Origin of the sequence: Niallia circulans NBRC 13626 (assembly GCF_001591585.1) — a bacterium.
Classification (GTDB): Bacteria; Bacillota; Bacilli; order Bacillales; family Cytobacillaceae; genus Niallia; species Niallia circulans.
On sequence record NZ_BCVE01000009.1, the window covers coordinates 111,443 to 133,989 of the forward strand.

Annotated in this window: 21 protein-coding genes; 5 read left to right on the forward strand and 16 right to left on the reverse strand. The window is 35.6% G+C overall.

Going from position 1 to position 22,547, the window contains the following annotated elements; translation table 11 throughout:
• Positions 1 to 18: 18 nt before the first annotated feature.
• On the reverse strand, positions 19 to 468 hold the full coding sequence (locus tag BCI01S_RS13255) for a MarR family winged helix-turn-helix transcriptional regulator (protein ID WP_082138327.1): 450 nt from the start codon (positions 466 to 468) through the stop codon (positions 19 to 21).
• A gap of 177 nt (positions 469 to 645) precedes the next feature.
• On the opposite strand from BCI01S_RS13255, the gene BCI01S_RS13260 reads away from it, so the two are divergent.
• Complete coding sequence (locus tag BCI01S_RS13260) at positions 646 to 1,044, forward strand: hotdog fold thioesterase (RefSeq protein ID WP_082138328.1); 399 nt, start codon at positions 646 to 648, stop codon at positions 1,042 to 1,044.
• On the opposite strand, the gene BCI01S_RS25280 is transcribed toward BCI01S_RS13260, so the two are convergent.
• The 4 genes from BCI01S_RS25280 to hxlR form a co-directional block, all read right to left on the reverse strand.
• A complete protein-coding gene (locus tag BCI01S_RS25280; protein WP_156485427.1) occupies positions 1,033 to 1,365 on the reverse strand; it encodes a hypothetical protein in 333 nt (110 codons plus the stop codon). The two genes, BCI01S_RS13260 and BCI01S_RS25280, sit on opposite strands and share 12 nt — an antisense overlap.
• A gap of 182 nt (positions 1,366 to 1,547) precedes the next feature.
• Positions 1,548 to 3,212 (reverse strand): glycoside hydrolase family 13 protein, encoded by a 1,665-nt coding sequence (locus tag BCI01S_RS13275; RefSeq protein ID WP_047942298.1) that lies wholly within the window; start codon positions 3,210 to 3,212, stop codon positions 1,548 to 1,550.
• Between the two features lie 57 nt (positions 3,213 to 3,269).
• On the reverse strand, positions 3,270 to 4,295 hold the full coding sequence (locus tag BCI01S_RS13280) for a LacI family DNA-binding transcriptional regulator (protein ID WP_047942299.1): 1,026 nt from the start codon (positions 4,293 to 4,295) through the stop codon (positions 3,270 to 3,272).
• A gap of 262 nt (positions 4,296 to 4,557) precedes the next feature.
• A complete protein-coding gene (gene hxlR / locus BCI01S_RS13285; RefSeq protein WP_047942300.1) occupies positions 4,558 to 4,932 on the reverse strand; it encodes a transcriptional activator HxlR in 375 nt (124 codons plus the stop codon).
• A 177-nt stretch (positions 4,933 to 5,109) separates the two neighbouring features.
• Between hxlR and hxlA the strand changes: the two genes are divergently transcribed.
• Entirely contained in the window at positions 5,110 to 5,742 is a 633-nt protein-coding gene (gene hxlA, locus BCI01S_RS13290; RefSeq protein WP_047942301.1) for a 3-hexulose-6-phosphate synthase, read from the forward strand.
• A 4-nt stretch (positions 5,743 to 5,746) separates the two neighbouring features.
• Complete coding sequence (gene hxlB / locus BCI01S_RS13295) at positions 5,747 to 6,304, forward strand: 6-phospho-3-hexuloisomerase (protein ID WP_047942302.1); 558 nt, start codon at positions 5,747 to 5,749, stop codon at positions 6,302 to 6,304.
• Between the two features lie 55 nt (positions 6,305 to 6,359).
• Here hxlB and BCI01S_RS13300 read toward each other — a convergent pair whose 3' ends face one another.
• Together BCI01S_RS13300 and srtD are read right to left on the reverse strand one after the other, a co-directional pair.
• Positions 6,360 to 7,262 (reverse strand): UCP032817 domain-containing protein, encoded by a 903-nt coding sequence (locus BCI01S_RS13300; RefSeq protein WP_047942304.1) that lies wholly within the window; start codon positions 7,260 to 7,262, stop codon positions 6,360 to 6,362.
• 236 nt (positions 7,263 to 7,498) lie between these two features.
• On the reverse strand, positions 7,499 to 8,077 hold the full coding sequence (gene srtD / locus BCI01S_RS13305) for a class D sortase, LPxTATN-specific (RefSeq protein WP_047942305.1): 579 nt from the start codon (positions 8,075 to 8,077) through the stop codon (positions 7,499 to 7,501).
• A 370-nt stretch (positions 8,078 to 8,447) separates the two neighbouring features.
• On the opposite strand from srtD, the gene BCI01S_RS13310 reads away from it, so the two are divergent.
• On the forward strand, positions 8,448 to 9,149 hold the full coding sequence (locus BCI01S_RS13310; RefSeq protein WP_047942306.1) for a YoaK family protein: 702 nt from the start codon (positions 8,448 to 8,450) through the stop codon (positions 9,147 to 9,149).
• Positions 9,150 to 9,196: 47 nt separating this feature from the next.
• Here BCI01S_RS13310 and abc-f read toward each other — a convergent pair whose 3' ends face one another.
• Both abc-f and BCI01S_RS25635 read right to left on the reverse strand, forming a co-directional pair.
• A complete protein-coding gene (gene abc-f / locus BCI01S_RS13315; RefSeq protein ID WP_047942307.1) occupies positions 9,197 to 11,083 on the reverse strand; it encodes a ribosomal protection-like ABC-F family protein in 1,887 nt (628 codons plus the stop codon).
• 286 nt (positions 11,084 to 11,369) lie between these two features.
• Entirely contained in the window at positions 11,370 to 11,507 is a 138-nt protein-coding gene (locus tag BCI01S_RS25635; protein ID WP_162837580.1) for an RAxF-45 family protein, read from the reverse strand.
• Between the two features lie 218 nt (positions 11,508 to 11,725).
• On the opposite strand from BCI01S_RS25635, the gene BCI01S_RS13320 reads away from it, so the two are divergent.
• Positions 11,726 to 12,703, forward strand: coding sequence for a LacI family DNA-binding transcriptional regulator (locus tag BCI01S_RS13320; protein ID WP_047942308.1), 978 nt, complete (start codon positions 11,726 to 11,728; stop codon positions 12,701 to 12,703).
• 59 nt (positions 12,704 to 12,762) lie between these two features.
• On the opposite strand, the gene BCI01S_RS13325 is transcribed toward BCI01S_RS13320, so the two are convergent.
• From BCI01S_RS13325 to BCI01S_RS26295, 7 genes are all read right to left on the reverse strand, one after another.
• Entirely contained in the window at positions 12,763 to 14,049 is a 1,287-nt protein-coding gene (locus BCI01S_RS13325) for a Gfo/Idh/MocA family protein (RefSeq protein ID WP_047942310.1), read from the reverse strand.
• Between the two features lie 359 nt (positions 14,050 to 14,408).
• A complete protein-coding gene (locus tag BCI01S_RS13330) occupies positions 14,409 to 16,394 on the reverse strand; it encodes a beta-galactosidase (RefSeq protein WP_047942311.1) in 1,986 nt (661 codons plus the stop codon).
• Positions 16,395 to 16,423: 29 nt separating this feature from the next.
• Complete coding sequence (gene bglB, locus BCI01S_RS13335) at positions 16,424 to 17,527, reverse strand: beta-galactosidase BglB (protein WP_047942312.1); 1,104 nt, start codon at positions 17,525 to 17,527, stop codon at positions 16,424 to 16,426.
• 63 nt (positions 17,528 to 17,590) lie between these two features.
• Positions 17,591 to 18,463: a carbohydrate ABC transporter permease gene (locus BCI01S_RS13340; RefSeq protein WP_047942359.1), complete on the reverse strand. Its 873-nt coding sequence runs from the start codon at positions 18,461 to 18,463 to the stop codon at positions 17,591 to 17,593.
• Between the two features lie 38 nt (positions 18,464 to 18,501).
• A complete protein-coding gene (locus BCI01S_RS13345; RefSeq protein ID WP_047942313.1) occupies positions 18,502 to 19,401 on the reverse strand; it encodes a carbohydrate ABC transporter permease in 900 nt (299 codons plus the stop codon).
• A gap of 130 nt (positions 19,402 to 19,531) precedes the next feature.
• Positions 19,532 to 20,827 carry an ABC transporter substrate-binding protein gene (locus tag BCI01S_RS13350; protein WP_047942314.1) on the reverse strand — a complete coding sequence of 432 codons (1,296 nt, stop codon included), beginning with the start codon at positions 20,825 to 20,827 and terminating at the stop codon, positions 19,532 to 19,534.
• A gap of 178 nt (positions 20,828 to 21,005) precedes the next feature.
• Positions 21,006 to 22,547, reverse strand: a complete 1,542-nt coding sequence (locus BCI01S_RS26295) for a response regulator transcription factor (protein WP_061799107.1) — start codon at positions 22,545 to 22,547, stop codon at positions 21,006 to 21,008.

Genomic DNA, 22,547 nt, shown 5'->3' on the forward strand with positions numbered 1-22,547 from the left:
CCCTCCAGCTTCTATTCTCTATTTTTCTTCAATTAATCTATCTAACTTGGCATACGTGTCTATAAAGTTTTGAATTTCAGTATGATCAAATTGCGAAATAACAGACACAATCACACTTTGAATTTTTTTCTCCATCTCGCCAAATATTACTTTTCCTGCTGAAGTTAAAGTTAAATAAATAACACGCCTATCCTTTTCATCTCTTGTTCTCTCAACCCATCCCTTTTCAACTAAGCGGTTGATGATAGGAGTAATGGCACTTTTTTTCACCCCAAACACAATCGCAAGCTCTGTAGATGTACATACTTCGACATTGTTGATATGGCGCATCGTAAAATGCTGTTCTGTTGTTAGAACATCTCCTATTTCCTGTCTAATTAACTGATCAAATTTACGATTAACAGAAAAATTTATACTTACATATCGATCAATAATCTGATTTATCTCTGTTCGATTAATAACATTCACCCCACATCTATTTAGTTAAAGGGTTTAACTATTAAATATTTTAACTTTATTTTTATTTTTATGTCAACACAAAATTTTCATGCCAAAAAGGGAGATATCAACAGCACTAGGATTGCAATAATTCCTCCTTTAATTGATTATGCTATAATAAGAAAAAAATTAATGGAGAATAAGAATATGTTTCCAAATATCTCAATAAAAAATACACTTATGGAAAGTCTAGGAATCAATATTGTTGAAGTTAAAAATGGGGTATGCATTGCGACAATGCCAGTAGATGAACGAACAAAACAACCTTTCGGCTATCTACACGGCGGGGCTTCCGTAGCTTTAGCGGAAACTGCTGCAAGCGTTGGAGCAGCTAGTCTAATTGATGCCAAAAAACAAGCGGTGTTTGGCCAAGAAATAAACGCAAACCACATTCGTTCGGTAAAAGAAGGAATTGTAACCGCAACTGCTACAGTTATTCATCAAGGAAAATCCAGTATGGTTTACGAAATTAAAGTAGAGAATGATAAAAAGGAATTAATATGTATCTCACGGTGTACGCTGGCAGTAATTTCTTTAGAGAGATAGTTTTTCTTTAAGGAATTTGGAGGAGAAATTTAATTTTAGTTGATATTTGTGGTCGGTTGGCTGATATATTGGGAGGTTGGCTGATTCCTCCCTCCTTTTGGCTGATATTTCGGCACTTTGGCTGATTTCTCCCTCCTTTTGGCTGATATTTTTGCACTTTGGCTGATTCCTCCCTTCTTTTGGCTGATATTTCAGCACTTTGGCTGATTCCCCTCTCCTTTTGGCTGATATTTCTGTTCTTTGGCTGATTCCCCTCTCCTTTTGGCTGATATTTTTGCACTTTGGCTGATTTCTCCCTCCTTTTGGCTGATATTTCGGCACTTCGGCTGATTCCCTCCTCCTTTTGGCTGATATTTCTGTTCTTTGGCTGATTCCCTCCTCCTTTTAGGTAATTTCTTCGATCTTTGTTCCCTATCCAGCACTTCTTTTTTCAAATCAATACAAAAAGTGCATTCAAAAATCAATTTGCTGATTTTTGAATGCACTTTTCTCTTAACTATCTCTTATTTACAAGTATACATTCTTGCTTCATATGGTTTCAATGAAATGGAAGTTGTTGGCTCATGTTCTTCAACAGAGTAATTTGCTAACAGTAAATTTTCATGCTCCAATTCGACGACACGATTTTCAAACACTGCCTCTTCTGCTGATAAATTAGAAATGATCACCATCTTTTTATCATCCAGGGTCCGAGTGTAAGCAAAAACCTGTTTATTCTCTTCATCCACTAAATCAAAGGTTCCATATGTTAAAATGGGACCAGATTTTTTCAAATCTATCATCTTCTTATAAAAATGATAGATAGAATCTGGATCTTGCTTTTGACTTTCCACATTGATATCTAAATAGTTTGGATTCATTCCCATCCAAGGCTTGTGTTCAGAAAAACCAGCATATTCATCACTAGACCATTGCATTGGGGTTCTGGAATTATCACGGCTAGTAGACCAAATAATCTCCATCACTTCCTTATGGCTAAATCCTTCTTCCCGTTTCAATTTATAAAGGTTTTTCGTTGCCACGTCATCATATTCCTCAATCGTTGGAAATTGAACATTCGTCATTCCTATTTCTTGACCTTGATAAATGAATGGAGTTCCTTGCATAAAGAAATACATCATCCCTAAAGCCTTGGCACTTTCTTTCCAATATTCCTTATCATTACCCCATGTGGAAACAGATCTTGCTTTGTCATGGTTTTCAATAAACAAAGCATTCCATCCCTTGTTTTCTAAACCTTTTTGCCATTTATTTAAAACCTGTTTCAATTCCATAACATCGACGCCATAATTTTTTTCGTTATCCCATAAATCTAAATGTTCAAATTGGAAAACCATATTAAATTTTCCCTTTGTTTCTCCAACCCATAGCTCTGCTTCTTCTACCTTTACACCATTGGCTTCTCCGACTGTCATAATATCATATTTTGCAAATGTCTCATTCTTTAACTCTTCTAAAAATGGTTGAATTCCTTCTACATTCATATGCTTATCAAAAGATGGGACATAGTCTAAGCCTAGTGGATTATCCATATCTTTTAATCCTTCTTCTTTTTTAATATGACTGATGGCGTCAATTCGGAAACCGTCAATACCTTTGTCAAGCCACCAATTAATCATATTGTATAGAGCTTTTCTTACTTCTTCATTTTCCCAATTTAAATCTGGCTGTCTTGTTGAAAAAATATGCATAAAATATTGTCCAGTTGTCTCATCCAGTTTCCAAGCAGAGCCTCCAAATATACTTTCCCAGTTATTCGGCTCTTTCCCATCTACTCCATCTCTCCAAATATACCAGTCTCTTTTCGGATTATTTAAGGAAGACCGAGATTCTACAAACCATTCATGCTCATCACTTGTATGATTAATTACTAAATCAATAATTAACTTCATTCCACGTTGATGTACTTCATATAGAAGCAAGTCAAAATCATCCATTGTTCCAAACTCATCCATAATATCTTGATAATCACTAATATCATAGCCATTATCATCATTTGGCGATTTATACATTGGACAAATCCAAATACAATCAATCCCAAGTTCTTTTAAATAATCTAATTTAGTTATAATTCCTTTTAAATCCCCTATTCCATCTCCATTTGAATCCATGAAACTTCTAGGATAAATCTGATAGGCTACTGCCTCTTTCCACCACTTTTGAGTCACTCTAATTTCTCCCTTTCTACATCTAATTTCTGTTTTATTACCACATTAAAGGTCGTTTTATTCCGCTACTCGACAACAAGAGTTTCTTTCCACCATTTTCGCAGGTACGGTAATTCGCTTAGTTACAGCATTAGGATACGTAATATCATCGAGTAAGCACTTGGTTGCTTCAACACCAAGCTGAAAAATATTAATATCCACACTTGTTAAAGAAGGCTTCATATACTTACCAGTTGAAATATTATTAAATGCAACAATGGATAAATCTTCTGGAATAGATATGGAAAGTTCCTCTGCATAGCTAATTAATTCAATGGCAATAAAATCATCGGAGACAACAAGCGCTGTCGGTCGGCTTTCCAAATTCAAAATCTCTGTAAGCTTCTCTTTTGTTCGATCCACTAATTCCTTATCATAAATGATTAACTCTTTTTGATAAGCAATTCCATTTTCCTTTAATGCTTGTTTAAAACCTTTCAAACGGTCAATCGTAAAAACCATTTCCATATTGGCTCCAATAAAGGCAATTTTCTGATGACCTAATTGAATTAAGTACTCGGTAATTTGTTTCGTAATAAACACATTATCGTTATCCACAAATGTAATTCTTTCAGCATTTTGATAGGGCCTCCCAATAACAGTAAAGGGAAATTTATTTTGTAAAAGATAATCCATAATTTTATCATTCGTTTTACTATATAATAGAATAATGCCATCTACCCTTTTCCCCTGGACCATCTCGATTACTTCCTGCAATATTTCCTCTTCTGATGCTCCGGTTGTTAAATAAATGCCAAACTGACTTTTTCTTGCCTCCAAACTAATACCTCTTAAAACTTCTGGAAAAAATGGGTTTTCTAGCACCCTTTCTGTCGAATGCGGCATAACAATTCCGATTGTTTTCGTGCTCTTAACTACTAAGCTTCTTGCTTGAAGGTTTGGATGATATCCTAATTCCTCCATTGCTTCCCGGACTTTGCGCTTTGTTTCATCACTTATTTTCGGATGATTCGCCAGTACCCTTGAAACAGTGGATGGAGAAACATTTGCTAATTTACCAACATCTTTAATGGTTACTGCCATACTTTCCCCTCCGTTATTTTTAGCACAATAATGGTAAACGCTATCATTTTATATTAAAAAAATTGTTCTATCATTCACCTTTTCGTGCAAACGATTGCACTAGCATATGTAGAATATACCATAGGAAGAGCTTTATATCAATAAAAAATATTAAAATGGTAGCCAAGATTTATATTCCCATTTCTATAATATAAGCACTGAGAGTCACTCTCTGTGCTTATACTGTCACATATCCTCTCGTTCATTATTTACTATCCTAACATTATTTGTCTATCGATTCTAATTCCTTTATCACAGGAGGACTTTCAAGTACCGTATCCATATAATTTCGTCCCCAGCTATACATAGCATCTAAAATAGGCATAAGCGATTTTCCTTCATCTGTTAAGGAATATTCTACTTTTGGAGGGACAACTGGATAAACAACTCGTTTTACAATATAGTCATTTTCTAACTCACGCAATTGGTTGACAAGCATACGCTGTGTAATTCCGGGAATTAAAGCTTTTAGTTCTCCAAAGCGCTTTGTTCCTTCCTTACCCAAATGCCAAAGAATTAACATTTTCCACTTTCCACCAATTATACTTAAGGTTAGTTCTTTCTCACAATTAAATTCTTTGCCTGCCATTCGTTCCATCATCATTCCTCTTTCCTTAATTGATACTTAGTATACTTTTAGACACTATATAAAAAAAAAGTGCGTACTTACTTAAATGGATTATAAAACGTATAATAACGGTTGTACAGAAATTAGACATATTTCCAGTATTCTGCGTGCAAGATAAAATGAAAAAAAGAAAAGGAGTTAAACAAAATGAAATTACAATTAGCATTAGATTTAGTTAATATCCCACAAGCAATAGAGGTTGTTTCTCAGGTTGAACAATATGTTGATATCGTTGAGATTGGTACACCTGTAGTAATAAATGAAGGCCTTCACGCTGTTAAGCAAGTAAAAGAAGCTTTTCCTAATTTGTCTGTATTAGCGGACTTAAAAATTATGGATGCAGCTGGTTATGAAGTAAGCCAAGCAGTTAATGCTGGTGCTGACCTTGTCACTATTTTAGCTGTTGCTGAAGACGAATCTATTAAAGGTGCAGTTGCTGAAGCGAAAAAGCTTGGCAAAGAAATTCTTGTCGATATGATCGCTGTTAAAGATATTAAAACACGCGCACAACAACTTGATGAGTTTGGTGTTGATTACATTTGTGTTCATACTGGCTATGACTTACAAGCAGTTGGCAAAAACTCTTTTGAAGATTTAAAAGCAATTAAGAGTGTTGTCAAAAAAGCGAAAACTGCTGTTGCAGGTGGCATAAAACTAGAAACATTGCCAGAAGTTATTGCTGCTCAACCAGATTTAGTTATTGTTGGTGGGGGAATTACTAGCCAAGAGAACTTAAGTGAAGCTGCTTCTAAATTTAAAGAACTAATTGCTCAAGGATAAGTAAATGAAAACAAGCGATTATCTTGACCAAGTCATTCAGGAATTAACGCAGGCAGGAGCACTTATTGCAAATGAGGACTTAGAAAAGCTTGTCGAGCGTATTCTGCAATCAAAAAAAGTTTTCGTTTATGGAGCTGGTCGTTCTGGATTTATGCTTAAATCATTTGCAATGCGAATGATGCACATGGGAATTGATGCTTACGTTATTGGAGAAACGGTTACTGCTACCTATGAAAAGGATGACCTTCTCATCGTAGGAACCGGTTCTGGCGAAACAAAAAGTATTCTAACCATAGTAGAAAAAGCAAAAAGTATTGGTGGGAATATTACAGTCCTAACTATTTCTCCTGATTCTACTGTTGGGAAACTGGCTGACCAAGTTATTAAAATGCCTGGTTCACCAAAAGATCGAGGTAATAAAGAAGCGAAAAGTATTCAACCAATGGGTTCCTTATTCGAACAGTTACTCCTTATCGTCTTGGATAGTCTGATTTTAAAATACATGGAAATAAAAGAATTGGATTCCAGTAAAATGTATGGGAAGCATGCTAATTTAGAATAGATTTTTCCTAAAATAGAAAAAGATAGACATATGCTTTATCTATCTTTTTCTTCTACTAATCAGAACCTCCACCACAGCTTGAACAGGAGCTATCAGAGGAGCAAGCGCTATCAGACGAACAGAATACCGACCCAGTTCCACAACTAGTGCAGCTTGCTGAACTATCACTACTCATTTTCATATAACTGGAAAATTCAGCGTAATGAAAATAAGAAACAGATAAGTAAGGAATAAGCATGGAATTGAATTTTTGTTCCCTTTTACTTTTTTTCATTTTGTCATAGATGGTACTTTTTTGATAATCTCTAACCTTCTTTACCGACTTTTTCATAGCGGTAATCAGCGCATAAACAGTAGTATGATATTTCGTGTCCGTTTTAAAATATCGATTTAATAAGTCGTCTTCAGCTAAGTTTTTAAAGTCTTCGATAATAGTTGGATGAACTGGATGTCGAAAAAATCCCTTATATAAATAGATATTCTCTTTTCTTATAAGAAAAAGCTCTGCATAAACCCAATCAAAGAATCCCCGTAGATCAGGATTAGATTTCCCCTTTACATTAGGACTGTGATGGAGAGTAGAGCCTAAGTATTTATGGGAGAAATCCTTATATTCTCGGGTAAACATGAGCATCTGATGCCATAATTCATCAACTTTCACGCTAAACATAGGAGATTCTTTTAAAAGAGAGGTTAAAACAAAATATCGTTTTAAATCAAGTAAGCGCCATTCATACTCATTTTCTCTTAACTTGTTCTCCCTCCTTACTCGTTCTTCTACATTTTCCATATAACTTCTAGTAAGAGAATGTTCTAGGTCTTCACTTAGTTTTTTTAACCCTTTAATTGGCTGAATCTCTAATACTTTAGGAGATACACCAAATTTAAAGGTGAGTCTTGTGCGCAGAAATAAAATAATCCAAACCATAATAGCGGTAAGTAGAAGCAGCCATGCCATCTCATCTCTCCCCTTCCATTTAGAAACATTATCTAATTTATAAAGCATAAATTAGATATTAATAATACGAATTTTATTATGTAAAGTTCCGCCTTTAATAATTTTTTTATGCATTTAAAATGTAGCAGATAAAAAATACACCACTAATAACTAAGTGGTGTACGTATTAAGATAATATGTGTAGATTCTTATCTGCTGTTACGAGTATTTTTTCATTTACAGAGTTGGTATAATCACTATATTCTTTTAGCATAAATAATATAACGCTGCGGTGCATTGCCTACAAAGCGAAATGGATAACATGTTGTCAGGATAAGTTCTTCTTGTGAATCATCTAGTGTAATAATCGATTGATCATCGGCCTCGACTATTTTAGTAGAAGTGATTTGATAAGAGAATTCCCCATATGGCAAAATAATTTTAAGCTCGTCTCCTATTTCTAATTCTCCTGCTCTCCTAAAAACCGTATCACGATGGCCCGATAAGACGATTTGTCCATTTTCATCTGGATAGAAGCTGCCTTTATAATGTCCGACCCCTTTTTCCAAATCATCTGGATCTGTCCCTTCCACAATTGGTAACTCCCCATCAATTTTGTCAATCTCTAATAGCCCAACAGCATCTCCAATAGATGGGACAAAACGTTTACTTTCTTTATCCACCCACTTTTCATTCCCCTTGTTAATGGCTGCCTTAGCTTCGGATAAAGAGTTCTCCGTTTGCGCTTTCGTATCCATTATATTCCAAACGCCATACCCAATAAAAAATACTCCGCCTATTATAAGCAGGAGGGATAACCATTTAGTCCACTTCATATCATCCTATGCCTTTCTTCATTAATTTATTAAAACAACTATTTCGTATTACGACCAGTATAATTTCTACTTTGATTAAATTGTAAGCTATTGTCACAGTATCTGGCAATAGCTTTCCTTCTCTACTTTTTGTTATTTGTACTCATTACAAACATACATACATATTATTCACACGTACTTACTATCAAAAAAGTAGAAAAAAATAATTGACATTTTTTACTTTGTTTAAAACAAAGAGAAAGCGTTTAATATATTAATCCATAAAAAATTCGGTTTTTATTCAAATCCTCCTGAAACGATTTATGTTAAGATAGTAATGTTTTTCCTTATAGCTTTCAGGAAAGAATTATCTCGCAAGGAGCGTAATACCATGATTGATAAATTAAAACCAATTCCCTCTTTATCTTCTAATTCTGTATTCTTAGCCGCTTTATTGGGAATGGTTGGCGGCTTTTTAGATGCGTATACCTTTATTAGCAGGGACGGCGTATTTGCCAATGCGCAAACAGGGAATATTGTTTTGTTTGCAGTGAACGCAGCGACTGGCGAATGGAGAGAATCCCTTCATTATATTCCACCGTTAATAGCTTTTATTTTAGGAGTCCTAGTCTCAGAAATTGTGAAGATTCCTTCTTTAAGAGAGATCTTATACAGCTATAGACGTTCGATTCTAATATTGGAATGTATTGTCTTAATTACCGTTGGCTTCTTGCCGGCATCTATACCAAACATTATTGTGACAACAAGTATTTCTTTTGTATCTTCCTTACAAATATCTACTTTTAATAAACTCGATAAATGGGCCTATAATTCTACTATGACTACTGGTAATTTACGAACTGCGACACAAGCGGCTTATGCTGCTTTTATCAAACAAAGTCAAGAGGCAAGAATCCAATTTAAAGAGTTTTCCCTTATAATTGGCTCTTTTATTTTCGGAGCGCTACTAGGAACGTTTACAACCACTCAATTTGGCAATAAAGCTATCTGGATATCTGCCATCATTTTAATTATTGCATTAGTTCTCTATCATAAAGATAAAGGATATATTCGTAAGCGTTGTGCACAATAATTAATGTAAAAAGGAGAAAGGCTGAGTCTTGGCAGCCTTTCTCCTTTTTATTTGCTATTCATAAGGGTATACAGTTCCTCCCATCTTCTTTCCAGCCTTTCCTTTTCCGATAAAAATTGCGCTAAGCTCTCCCATTCCGTCTCTGTTTCTATTCTTCTCTCTACTTCTGATATCTCCTTCTCCAATCCTTCCAGTTCATTTGCCAAATCCACTGGATTAACGGCAGATTCGGTTCTTTGTCTTTTCTTAATCGGCTGCATCCTCTTTTTCGATGTTATTGTTTCGTCTATAGGCACTTGTGTCCTTTTTCTTTCCTGTGACTTTTCTCGCGCATACGTATAATTTCCTTCATAACATTGAATCTCTTGTGACTCAATCCAATAAATCTTTCGAAAAAGCTTATTTAAAAAGTAGCGATCATGGGAAACAGCAAGAATAGTACCATCAAAATTCTCTAGAGCATCTTCCAATACTTCACGAGAATCAATATCTAAATGATTCGTTGGTTCATCTAATACAAGCAGATTAATTTCTTGATGCATCAGCTGTGCTAATCGCAGCCTCATTCTTTCTCCGCCGCTTAAATTGGCAGTCTTTCGAAAAACAGAATATCCATAAAAGAGAAATTGCGCTAAAATATGTCGAGCCTCCCCTTCTGTCACAGATACTTCATTTCGAAAAGCCTCGATAACTGTTTCTCCTTCCATTTCTGTTAAGGTATGCTGAGAAAGATAACCGATTTTAACATTACTACCGATCTTTATTTCTCCTTCATCTGCCTTGATTTGCTGAAGAATCATTTTTAATAAAGTTGATTTCCCTGTGCCATTCTCTCCAATAATAGCTGCCCTATCCTTGTAGCTAATCTTCATCTGTACATCTTGAAAGAGGATTTGCTCTCCAAATTTTTTGGAAACATTACGAAGTTGAATCACATCCTTGCCACTTCGATCACTTGATTCCATTTCAAAATTCATTTTCTTTCTATTCATATTTGGCCGAGACAATTTCTCCATTCTCTCTATAGCCCGTTCCATGTTTCGCGCACGCTTATGCAGTCCTTCATTAGGCGGGTTGGCACGATTGGCCCATTCACGCAAGCGTTTAATCGCTTCCCTCATTTTCTTGATTTTCTTTTGCTGCTCCTCGTAAGCTTGGAATTCTCTTAAAAGTCTTTCTTCCTTTTCCTTCGTAAAATTGGTGAAATTAGTATGATAGGTCGTTACTTCTCCATCCTCTAAATCGATGACTTTTTGAATTACTTCATCTAAAAAGTAGCGATCATGAGAAATAAGTAAAATGGTTCCACTATAATCTTGAAGAAATCTTCCTAGCCACTCCACTGCCATTAAATCTAAATGGTTCGTCGGCTCATCTAATAAAAGGAAATCTGGTTCTTCCAGAAGAATCATGGCTAAACCAATTTTAGTTCGTTCTCCTCCACTTAAATCTCCATATTTTTTGGTTACTAAATGTTGAATGTTTAACCCGTTTACAATCTTTTCAATTTTGGCATCCATCTCATATCCGCCAGCATTTGTAAAAAACTCTTGCAGTTTTCCATACTCCTCGATTAAAAGCTGTAATTGGCTTGGAGAATTGTCCTTCGCCATTTCCTGTTCCATCTGTTTCATCTTCTCTTCGATGATAACTAGATTTGAAAATGCTTGCTTTAAAACATCCTTTGCCATCCATTCTGGTTTAAATTCTGGTATTTGTTCTAAATACCCATTTTTCATGCCTTTTTTCCAATGAATTTGCCCAGCATCTGGTGTTTCCTTCCCAGCTAGAAGCCTAAACAAGGTTGTCTTGCCACTTCCGTTTCTGCCAACAAGACCTACTTTTTCCTTCTCCTTGATCTCTATAGAAATATCTTCAAATATGGTATTTCCTCCATACATTTTCGCTATCTTATTTACGCTGCAAATAATCATTTTACCGCTCTCCTTTGTTATGATTATCTCTTTTCCCAACCTCTAAACGGACGATTCCAGTCCATTTAAAGCAACACAAAAAGCCATGGAAAACAACTTCTCCATGACTTATCTGTTATAGAAAAGACCTATCTTCTTTTCTATCCATATAACCCTCTACATCTATAACTATAAAAAATTTCCATGTACTTTTCTAAAGACTTTCGATTTTTATAAATCTATGCAAAAAGGAGCGCATGAAAATGCACTCCTTTTACCGTCCATTAGATGTGGGTAAGAGATGTTTTCACCGTTTTAATTTGCTATTTAGTTGTTTAAAAAAGGACACACTTATCCCGTTAACAACTACAATCGCAAATTTCGCACGGTTAATATAAAGACTTTCCATCATATAACCTTGCACTAAAACGGTTGAACTTAACATCCTTTCCCACCTCTTTTCTTTGTAAGATAAATTTATTATACCTTTATCAGGCATACTATACAAGAAAAATCAGTAAACTTCGAATCAAAATAATATTCACTAATTTATCAAGTTTCTTTCTATCGAAGAGGCCTTCTTGTTAAAAAGCAAAGCAGTGGATATAATAAAATGAAAACAACGTTGTTATTTTTATTTATGGATGAATCGGAGGGATGAAGATGAGTGTCACTATTAAAGATATAGCTAAAAGTGCTGGAGTAAGCTATTCCACCGTTTCAAAGGCACTTCGTGATAGTCCATTAGTAAAGAAACCTACGAAGGATCTCATTATGGCAGTTGCTAATGAATTAGGTTATCAACCCAATATTGCAGCTAGAAGCCTTGTTTCCAAAAAATCCTTTACTATTGGTGTTGTGTGGCCTACCATTGAACAAACCGTTCTCTCAAAGCTTATTACAACTATTAACAAGGAATTGGAGGAGCTTTCTTATACAACATTGATATCTATAAATGAAGTAAAGTCTGCTTTAAAAATCTTTAGCCGCTATCAAGTAGATGCCATACTAGTATTTGATTCTAGTCAATCCATCGTTTCTTCTTATTCAGATGTTCCTATTGTCATGCATGGACTAGCCAATAAGCAAACTCCTTATCCTGTTATTGATGTAAATCGCCAAAAAGCAACTTATCAAGCTGCGCAATATCTTTATAAGATGGGGCATCGTTACATTAGCTATATTGGAGATGTAGAAGGTGATAAACTGCAAAAAGAAAAGGTCAAGGGATTTGAACAGGCGATTTTAGAGTTGGAATTACCGACTTATTCTTTTCAAAAAATACGAGTGAATAATTTTGAACAATATGACGGCTATGAGGCTGCTAAGCAATTACTAACTTTAGCTAAACGGCCAACTGCCATTCTTACAGGGAGCTATGACCTTGCGCGCGGTGCTCTTCAAGCTATTTATGAATCTAACTTATCCATACCAAATGATATTTCTATAATTAGTTATGATAACTTTCCAGCACTAGAGCATTTTGATATACCCCTATCAACAGTCGGAGTTCCACTAGACAAAATTAGTGAAAAAACAATTGAAATATTGATGAAAGTGATTAACGACGAAGAAGTAGAAACTAAAATTTTTATGGAACCAGAATTAAAAATTACAAATTCCTGCACAAAAATCTCCTAGATAATAAAAGGAAACTTCTATGAAAATAGAAATTTCCTACTGTCAAACTAACACTCTATCTAAAAGTTCACCAATGAATCTAGTTTTACTGGCATGCCAGTTTTTATAGAAATATTTCCGGCAATCCCTGTTAAAATAGATTTCACGCCGTCAATATGGGTGGCGGCACGATGAAACCGATCTTCGACAGGCTCCCCAAATATATCGCGAAGCAATATTGGATCTCCTCCACCATGACCACCCTCTCCCTCTTCTATCTCTACTTCATATGGTTTTCCTAGCATGGGATGCACAGTAATAGATTTTGAGGATAAGGCTCCTTCCTCTTCCTTATTACCTCCTGAATTAACATATGATTTTTCGACTACGTTGACTTCTAATCTGCCCTTTGATCCATTAAAAACAACATTGAATCCTTCCCACGGTGCATAAGCATGTAAAGAATAAGTGAGAATCGCTTTATTTTTAAACTTAGCTATTAACCCTAATGTGTCTTCTGTGCTAATACCATCTCCAAACACACTTTGATCTCGCTGATATCCATCTTCTTTTTCGGCATTCAGATACATTTCCTTTAAGTGCTCATTTTTTTCTAAGTGTAAGGCAAAATGATCCGATTTTGCATATTTACTGCCATAAGCTCTTTGATAAAACTTAGTTTCTCCGCGTTTTTCCGCATTTTCTCTTCCATAAAACATCAAGTCCCCCATTGCTAAAACAGTATCTGGATAGGACTGCAGCCAGAAATTAACAAGATCAAAATGATGAGTTGATTTATGAACAAGCAAGCCGCCACTATTCCGTTTATCCCGATGCCATCTTCTAAAATAATCAGCTCCATGCTCTGTATTCAGCAGCCATTCAAAATGTACAGCATGCACATCTCCAATTACTCCATCTTCAATTAATTCTCTAATTTTGGTATTATGGGGAGCATAGCGATAGTTAAAAGTTACTCGTAGTTTTCTATTTGTACGTTCCACTGCATCTAAAATACACTGTGCCTTTTCTTCGTCAATCGTCAATGGCTTTTCTGTAATAACGTCACATCCCAATTCCATCGCTTTTATTATATATGTATGATGGGTGCGATCCATTGTTGTAACAATGCAGTAATCTGGGGTTTGGTCTTTCAGCATTTGTTCAAATTGATCTGCTGTATATGTTGGAACCTTTTTATAACTATACTTTGATTCTAATAGATGGTTAGCATAATCCATTCTCGTTTGATTTAAATCACAAAAACCTACTAAATCTGCAGTATCTCGAAAATCTCGCGCAACTGCTCCATAAAAAAATTCCGCCCGTCCACCTGTTCCCACTAATGCATATGTTTTCTTCTTCATAATTTTTCCTCCTTATTGTTTAACCATTTTGATTACTGCCTAACATAAACTTATTGTTGTTTTTAACCACATCAAGAAACTTTGTATACATGGAAAGTACTATAAGCACACACAATAGAAAACGTTTACATTTTATTAATAAATTAATGAAGCTATCTGCTGTGCAATATTTACAATCGAGGATCAAAATAAATAGAGAGTACAATTGAAAATAACAACGTTGTTATTTTCGATTATAAAGGAACTTTCCCTATATATCAACCATCTAAAAGTCCCCTTTTACCACATCCTTATGTGAAAATACAACATAATTAGATTGATAGCTCCTAATACCACTTTGTTATTAGGAGCTACAAGCATTATATTTGGGACATTATTATTTTGTAGCTATAGGCCGGAATTTTATATGTTCCCTCCACTAATTTTTTCTTACTTTTCCACTCCCAACTATTTTCTGGCACGGTTATGTCACCAGTTCCTCCATCCATATTTATCGCAACCCAGTAAGTGGCATTCCCTCCGATTCTCGGGATAAGAACAGTACCAGGAGTGGCTTTTATCTCCCGTCTTATAGCAGCTATTTCTGCATAATGCTGAATCAATGCCTCCAGCATTTCTTCTCCTGATTTGCCAAGGGGAAAACTGCCAAGCATAACTATTTTTCCTTTGCCCCTTTTAGTCTCTTTGATAAATGTTCCTCCAGTACCTAGTCCTTCTTTGATTAAGCCTATATTTCCTTCTTTTTCGGTATTAAAAATAGTGCTCCATAAGCCTAACTCTGCTGTGATTCCAAACGCTTCCCCTAATGTATTCGTTCCGTCTAATGGATTTGTAAATAAAGCCTCCGTACCTGATGCCTTTTCTAGCTCTCCAAGTGCACAATCTGTATGGATAGTATGTTCACTCGTACGTCCTCCGGTAAGCGGGCCCACAATCCAAATCCCTCCTTTTTCAACAAATGTTTCGGCTCTTTTTATATACTCTGTTGAAAGATAAGGAATAAATGGGGTAAACAATATTTTATAACCATCTAAGTCTGCTTTTTCCATAATCAAGTCACGTTGAATGCCCAAAGAAAGGAAGCGTTCATAAAAACTCGTTAAAATCTGTTTATATTGAACTCCATTAAATGGCTCTGTTTGAAAATAGGCTTTAGCCTGGTCCGAATAGCAAATCGCCACCTCTGCTTGCTTTGGCCTCGTATGAAGCAGAAGCGGTTCTAATTCTTTTCGAATTCGTTCTACTTCTAATACATTTTTATAACCAATTGTTGGATTTCCCCAAGCACTAATAACAGATCCATGAGAAATCTCACAACCGCTTCGCTGTTGTCTCCAAAGCCAGTAGCAAAAACCTTCAGCTCCTGCAGCATAAGCATATGCTGCTTCTGCCTGCAAATAACCATCTAAATGTGGATTTGCATATCTTTCCAGTGATGCACTAAAAGAAGTACTTGTTTCCATCAGCCAAAATGGGCTATCTTTCTTTATGTTTCTATACAAATCACACAGCATCATAAAGGAACTAGCATTTTCCTGGACCGCATATGTATCAAAAGAAGCAAAATCTAGATTTTCAAACAATAATGCTTGATCCAGATCAAAAAAGACTGTTGCATTATGTGTAATAGGTGCATTTGAATGTTGACGAATAATAGCGGCTTGCTCTGTTGCAAACTCTGCTATTTTTTCATGTGTGAATAATTTATACATTGTTAATAAAGATGCATTATGCAAAAAAGGTGTTTGTTTAGGCTGTGGAATTTGTTCAAATGTTTGATAGTATTGGCTCCATATATGTGTGCCCCACGCTTCATTTAAATTTTCAATTGTTTCATACTTTTGTTTTAACCAACGATGCCATTCAGATTTACAAGTATCACAAAAGCAGTCTCCGACATGACATTTAAATTCGTTATCTAACTGCCAGGCAATGATACCAGGCAGCTCTCCTAACTCCTTTGCCAGTGTCTCCGTTATAATGGCTGCCTTTTCACGAAAATAGCCATTATTTGTACATACATGCTGCCTTGCTCCATGACTCATAACAGTACCATTTTTATCTACATGCATACGTTCTGGATGTTGATAGGACATCCAGATTGGCGGTGTTGCAGTCGGTGTGCATAGGATAGTATCAATACCATTATCTTTCAATTTATTAATCACTTCTTTCAAAAAAGAAACATTCACATTTCCTTCTTCTTTCTCGATAAAGGACCAAATAAATTCACCTATACGCACCACATTAATTCCTACTTCTTTCATTAGTTGGATGTCTTCTTCAATAATTTCTTGATCCCATAGCTCTGGATAGAAGGCTGCACCATGATATAACTTTTGCAAATTTATTTCCTCCTCCTTATAACTTTCTGCTAACAATAACTGTATAAAAATTCGGATAGACATAAAATCGCTAATGACTGTCCATATGGCATCGTAGTCATCGGAATTTGGCGATAAAATTCCAGTGTTTCTCCCATTCCAGTTCCTACTGATACTTTTTGTAAAGCACCTTGTTCATTTATTTCTTGGATAATTGCCTGTACTGCCTTTAAAGCAACCTCTTTATATTCCGAGCCAATGTACCTTTTGTGAACTGCTTTCAATATTCCGTACGCAAAGCCAGCCGTGGCGGATGCCTCTAAATAGGAGGATCGATCGGTAATCAAGGTATGCCACATACCTGTTTCATGTTGATATTCTTTTAATCTCTCTATCTGCCTAGTTAGTGTCTCTAATAAATATTCACGAAAGAAATCTCCCTTTGGCAGTTCAAGCAAATCGATTATTTCAGGAATAGCAATGGTAATCCAGCAATTACCTCGTGCCCATAGAGCCTCCGCAAAATGGTGATCCCCCTCAAACGTCCAGCCATGGAACCATAATCCCGTTTTTCGATCACACAGATATTTTGTATGAATTAGAAACTGCTTTTTCGCTTCTTCTATATACATTTGGTTATGAAGCAGTTTTCCAATTTTTGCAAGAGGTAAAACAGTCATCATTAGTGTATCATCCCATAGCTGATTTTTATTTTCAGGTCCATAGGTCATGTGCTGAAGTCCACCTTCTTTTGTCCTTGGCATTTCATATAGCACCCAGTCAGCCCACTTCTCTAAATAAGGTAAATACGTTTGATCCCTTGTATCTTCATATAGGTATGCCAAGGTAAGCAGAGGCGCCATCGTATTGACATTTTTAGGTGGAACTCCCTCTTTTAATCTTCGGTAATACCATTCTGTGATTATTTGCTTTGCCTTTTGATTATTCGATATTTTCCAATAATTATAGATTCCATATAAGCCTACACCCTGTGGCCAATTCCATACTTCCCAGCTTTTATCATCCACCACAACTCCATCAAAATGTAGTAAGTACTCACCTGTTTGATCTTTAATACTCGCTAAATTCTCCATCAACTTTTCTATCGAACCAACCACTTTTTGTTTTTCTAACAAAAGTCTTGTATCAACCATCTCTTTCCCTCCATGTAAAGAATAAAGAAAATGTTCAACTGAAAAGATCTCTTTTTTCCGCTGCTATTTTAAGCCACTTGTACTGATACCTTCCACAATATACTTTTGGAATACGAAGAAAATCAAAATAACAGGTAATAATGAGACAACAGACATAGCAAACATTGCTCCCCAATTTGATGCTGACTCCGTATCTAAAAATAATTTTAGAGCTAGAGAAACAGGGTACAATTCTGCTTTATTTAAATATAAAACTGGATTGATTAAATCCTCCCATTTCCAATAAAACGAAAATATAGCAGATGTTGCTAACGCAGGTGTTATCAAAGGTAATATGATGCGAAAGAAGATACTAAAGCGGCCGCACCCGTCTATTCTAGCTGCTTCATCTAACTCTACAGGGATGGTACGAATAAACTGGACAATTAAAAAGATGAAAAAGGCATGCCCAAAAAACTGTGGAACAACGATTGGTTTAAAACTATTTATCCAGCCTATTTTGGCAAAGATGATATATTGAGGAATCATTAATACTTCGTGTGGAAGCATCATCGTCACCATCATGCATGCAAACCAAAAGCTTTTGCCTTTAAACTGAATTCTCGCAAATCCATAAGCGATTAGCGCAGATGAAACTACCGCACCAATGGTGGAAAGTCCAACAATAATCAAGGAGTTTTTAATGAAAGTACCAAAAGACTGTCCAGCAATTCCCTGCCAGCCATCTGCATAGTTGGTCCAAATAAATCTTTCCGGAATAAGCGAATGAGCAGTAACAAAGATAGAGGAACTTTCTTTAAAGGAGCTCACAATTAACCATATAACAGGATAGAGCATAATTATAGCAATGATGCTAGTAATCAGATGAAAGAGTATTTTTTTCGGTCTGATCTTTTTTCTTTTCTTTTCTATTGTTGGCCTGATGTCTGGTTCGATAACATTATTGGTTGCTTGTTTAAATGTCTCCACCTTTATTAATCCTCCTTCGACTCGTAATAAACCCATAAAGATGATGTTTTAAATAAAATGAGTGTGGTAAGGCCTACGATAATCAACATTACCCATGCCATGGCAGAAGCATATCCCATTTGGAAAAAGTTAAATGCTTTTTGGAATAAATAAAGTGGGTATAGTAAAGTACCATCTAGAGGACCACCCTCCCCTTTAGAAATAATGTAAGCTGGTGTAAAAGTCATAAAGGCAGATATTGTTTGCATGACTAAATTAAAAAAGATAATGGGGCTTAAAAGCGGTAATGTAATTTTGAAAAATTTGCGAATAGCATTTGCGCCATCTACACTTGCCGCTTCATAATATGTTGGCGGAATATTTTTTAGTCCTGCCAGGAAGATAAGCATGGAAGAACCAAACTGCCATACAGCAAGTAGAATCAATGTCCATAAAGCGCTTGTCGGATCTTGATACCACAGAATCTTGTTATCAATTCCCATAAAGAACAATAGCGCATTGATTACTCCTTCGTTACCAAAAATATTACGCCACATAATCGCAACTGCCACACTACCTCCGATAATCGATGGAAGATAAAAAAGTACGCGGTAAATCCCTATTCCTTTCATGTTTTGGTTTAAAAGCATTGCTACAAATAAAGCAAACATTAAACGTAGAGGAACCCCTGCAAGTACATAATAAAAAGTAACACTTAATGATTTCCAAAACTTCTCATCTCCAAAGAACATTTCTTTATAATTACCAAGCCCTATCCATGTCGGGGTTGTAAATAAATCATAATTAGTGAAGGATAAGTATAAGGAAATAAGCATCGGAACAACCGTAAATGTTGTAAATCCAATAATAAATGGTGATATAAAAGCATATCCGGATAAATTATCTTTTAATGCACGTGATTTCATAACGAAGACAACTCCTCTCTAATCAGAAATAAAGCACGAATCATTCAAAATAGAACTTTTCGTGCATTTGGTCAAGGTTGGATATGTGCTTTCATGAAAATGTTCTTTAATAGAAGGCTACAGGAGCTCTCTATTTATTTCTTCCTAGAATTTCATTTGCTTGTTCTCTAAATTTCTCTGCACCTTCTGCTGGCTTAATTTGTTTAAATAATATTTGATCGGAAACATCTTTCAGTGCTTTAATTACTTCTGCACTTCCAATCGGATCTGGCGGATCTGCCTGGCTTGCATGTTGTGCCGCAGCTTCTACGTATTCGACAATTTTTGTTTCTGACTCGCTTAACTCTGGCTTGATTGCCTCAGATACTTCAGTAGAAACTGGTACTCCTCTTTCTCCTTTAATCAATTTATTTGCTTCCACATTATTCACAAAGTAATCAATAAATTTTGCTGCCTCTTCTTTTACCTTCGAACTTTTCGGAATAGAGAATAACATACTTGGTTTTAAGAATAAGGCACTTTCCTGTTCTTGGGCTGGAGGAAAGTTAATGGTAAGAGAATCATCGGTTAATTGAGAGAATGCTAAGTATTGATTAGAGTAATTCCATGTAAATCCAGTAGCACCTTTTACGATAAAATCATCTTCCATCCCTTTTATTTGTGCTTGTTCATCTGGTGTTGGAGATGCATCTGCCTCAATTAAGCGCAATTGTCTTTCAAAGTAATCAATAAATAATTGATCATCCTCGTAAGCTAACCCTGTACCATCTTCCTTATAAAAACGCTCCCCTTGTGTTCTTAAATAATACGGAAAGAATACATCTGGGGGATGCATCCCATTCGAACCATAGATTCCTAGTTTTTCTTGTAGCAGCAAGGCTGTTTTTTCATAGTCATCCCATGTCCAAGTTTGGCTGTCAAACTCAATTCCAGCCTCTTTTAATAAGCGATCATTGGAAATAACGGATAATACATTCACACCTGCTGGTAACCCATAAAGGCTATCATCGATTTTCCCTCCTGAAATATTATTTTCAGGAATATTTGCTGTATCTATTGTTCCATTTTCAAGATAAGGTGTTAAATCTTCCAATTGTCCTTTTTCACCGTACTGAGATAAATAGGCCATATCCATTTGAATTACATCAGGTAATTGGTTTGCCGCCGCCTGCGGAGCTAACTTTTTCCAATAATCATCCCAGTTAGCAAACTCTGGCTCGATGTTCACATTAGGATTTTCCTTTTCATACATCTCAATAACTTTTGTTGTGTAATCATGACGAGGCTGACCACCCCACCACGCAAACCGGATGGTAATCTTGTCGCTGCCATTTTTTCCATCTGATTCGTTACTGCTAGATGCACTACAACCGCTAAATGCTGTTACCACAAACAGACTTAAGGCTAAAATGAGAATCTTCCTCACCAAATCCCCCTCTTCCTTCTTTATTGTAAGTGCTTTCATCATGATTCTAAATGTTATTACCACATGATGGAATATAAAAAATAGAGAAATCCTGTTTAAAAAACAGAGGTATTTATTTTAGAAAATTCATCAGTAAAAAGCTCCTAATCTCTTCTTTCCCAAAGAGATTAGGAGCTTTTTATCGTGCGTTCTTATATTCAGAAGGGGTATATCCCGTATGTTTTTTAAATACCTGACTAAAGTATTGCGGATTATCGCCGAATCCAATCATTTCTGCCAGTGTTAGTATTTTTACATCATCCGTCTTCTGAATTTCTTCCATTGCCTTATTCACTCTCATTCTCGTCACATATGTCGAAAACTTTTCCCCTGTTTCTTGCTTAAATAATTTGCCTAGATAATCTGCATTCATATAAACCTGTTTAGCAACCCACTTTAAAGAAAGGGCTGGATTGCTTAATTCACTATTAATTATTTCTTTCATTTGCTCGATTATATGCGACTGAGAAGATTTATGTTTTTCATAATAGATAAAGGTGATTTCCTTTGTATGATGGAGTAAAAACTCCTTCATGGCCTGAATGCTATCGACTTCTAGTAAATAAGAGATTTTCCCCATATAGTCAGGCAGACTTTTAGCCCAGCATGTTTGGATCATGGTGAGAAAAAGTTGAATAACATAGGTTCTTGTCAAATGAATCGGATCTCTTTTAGCTGCAATCTGCTGGAATATATCGTCCATCTCTTGCTTTACTTTATTCCAATTTCCTGATTTTATTTCTAAAAACAATGGTAAATCTCCAAATTCCAAGTTATTTATTTCCTGTTCCTGCTGAATATCTTTTTTTGTTATTATGCTTCCCTCTCCTAAATAAAAACGATGACTTAGACATTCAAGCGCTTCTTGATAAAGTTTTCGCGTTAATGTAATAGGACCTGCTCCGCTCACAGCAACCGTCATATCCATTTCGTAGACAGCATAGAAATTTTTACGGATCTCTTCAATTCTCTCTTGTAATTCATCCTGGCCATTATTTTCATCTACTAGAAACAAAATATATTCTCCGATATTAGACGATAGAATAGGTGATCCAAAAATGTCACTTCCAACATTCTCTAACATAAATAAATGTTCATAGTTAAAATCTCCTTCGAGATGAAACAGCACAACAAAAACTTTCTTACCTTCTAATCTAGTATGAAAAATTCTTTGATAATAGGCTAAAACGTTTTTTTCTGATTTTTTACTAGTAACAAGCTCTGTCAGTAATTGCTTTTTTACAAAAGGCTGCACAGTATCCATTTTCTTTTTCATTTCTAGCAAGTAACGCTTTCTTTTTTCTTTCATCCGAATTTCACTAATCGTCTGTTGAATCGCTTCCATAATTTGCTTTTCGTTACAAGGCTTTAATAAATAATGTTTAACTCCATACTCCATTGCTTTTTTCGCAAAATGAAATTCGGAAAATCCAGATAGAAGGATAAAATGAATAGAAGGATATTCCTTTTTAATTTTAGAAACTAACTCAACGCCATTTAATCCCGGCATCTTTATATCACTAATAACAATATGCGGCTGTAAATTTTTAATTAATTGATAGGCTTCCATCCCATTGGCAGCCTTACCCACGAGCCTTGTATGTAACATATCCCAGTCAATAATACTAGAAATGCCATCTAAAATGATTTTTTCATCATCTACTAGAATTACCTTATACAT

Bases quoted from the DNA above. Each gene is read 5' to 3' on its own strand.
- BCI01S_RS13260 (WP_082138328.1), top strand. From the start codon at position 646: ATGTTTCCAAATATCTCAATAAAAAATACACTTATGGAAAGTCTAGGA.
- BCI01S_RS13280 (WP_047942299.1), bottom strand. From the start codon at position 4,295: ATGGCAGTAACCATTAAAGATGTTGGTAAATTAGCAAATGTTTCTCCA.
- hxlR (WP_047942300.1), bottom strand. From the start codon at position 4,932: ATGGAACGAATGGCAGGCAAAGAATTTAATTGTGAGAAAGAACTAACC.
- hxlA (WP_047942301.1), top strand. From the start codon at position 5,110: ATGAAATTACAATTAGCATTAGATTTAGTTAATATCCCACAAGCAATA.
- hxlB (WP_047942302.1), top strand. From the start codon at position 5,747: ATGAAAACAAGCGATTATCTTGACCAAGTCATTCAGGAATTAACGCAG.
- BCI01S_RS13300 (WP_047942304.1), bottom strand. From the start codon at position 7,262: ATGGCATGGCTGCTTCTACTTACCGCTATTATGGTTTGGATTATTTTA.
- srtD (WP_047942305.1), bottom strand. From the start codon at position 8,077: ATGAAGTGGACTAAATGGTTATCCCTCCTGCTTATAATAGGCGGAGTA.
- BCI01S_RS13310 (WP_047942306.1), top strand. From the start codon at position 8,448: ATGATTGATAAATTAAAACCAATTCCCTCTTTATCTTCTAATTCTGTA.
- abc-f (WP_047942307.1), bottom strand. From the start codon at position 11,083: ATGATTATTTGCAGCGTAAATAAGATAGCGAAAATGTATGGAGGAAAT.
- BCI01S_RS25635 (WP_162837580.1), bottom strand. From the start codon at position 11,507: ATGTTAAGTTCAACCGTTTTAGTGCAAGGTTATATGATGGAAAGTCTT.
- BCI01S_RS13320 (WP_047942308.1), top strand. From the start codon at position 11,726: ATGAGTGTCACTATTAAAGATATAGCTAAAAGTGCTGGAGTAAGCTAT.
- BCI01S_RS13325 (WP_047942310.1), bottom strand. From the start codon at position 14,049: ATGAAGAAGAAAACATATGCATTAGTGGGAACAGGTGGACGGGCGGAA.
- bglB (WP_047942312.1), bottom strand. From the start codon at position 17,527: ATGGTTGATACAAGACTTTTGTTAGAAAAACAAAAAGTGGTTGGTTCG.
- BCI01S_RS13345 (WP_047942313.1), bottom strand. From the start codon at position 19,401: ATGAAATCACGTGCATTAAAAGATAATTTATCCGGATATGCTTTTATA.
- BCI01S_RS26295 (WP_061799107.1), bottom strand. From the start codon at position 22,547: ATGTATAAGGTAATTCTAGTAGATGATGAAAAAATCATTTTAGATGGC.